A 309-nucleotide genomic window follows, 5' to 3' on the forward strand; every position below is an offset into this window, starting at 1 on the left:
AGGCTTGAACCTGCCAATGATCACTCTTGTTAAAGGAGCCACAGCATGAAAACTCTTAACGTTATCCCAGGCCAATTGAGCCTTGCCCAACTGCGTGATGTTTACCAGCATCCGGTGAAGATCACCCTCGACGACAGCGCTTCTGCGCAAATTGAAGCCAGTGTCGCTTGCGTGGAGCAGATCCTCGCCGAGAATCGCACCGCCTACGGCATCAACACCGGCTTCGGCCTGCTGGCCTCGACCCGTATCGCCAGCGAAGATCTGGAAAATCTGCAACGTTCACTAGTACTGTCCCACGCCGCTGGTGTG

1 protein-coding gene is annotated in these 309 nt (G+C 55.3%); it reads left to right on the plus strand.

The window, feature by feature from the left end; all coding sequences use genetic code 11:
- Nucleotides 1–45 precede the first annotated feature (45 nt).
- Nucleotides 46–309 (plus strand): aromatic amino acid lyase (locus OC610_RS29135; RefSeq protein ID WP_264433309.1); only part of this gene is annotated, 264 nt, incomplete at its 3' end.

This window comes from Pseudomonas agronomica (genome assembly GCF_025917275.1).
Taxonomy (GTDB): domain Bacteria; phylum Pseudomonadota; class Gammaproteobacteria; order Pseudomonadales; family Pseudomonadaceae; genus Aquipseudomonas; species Aquipseudomonas agronomica.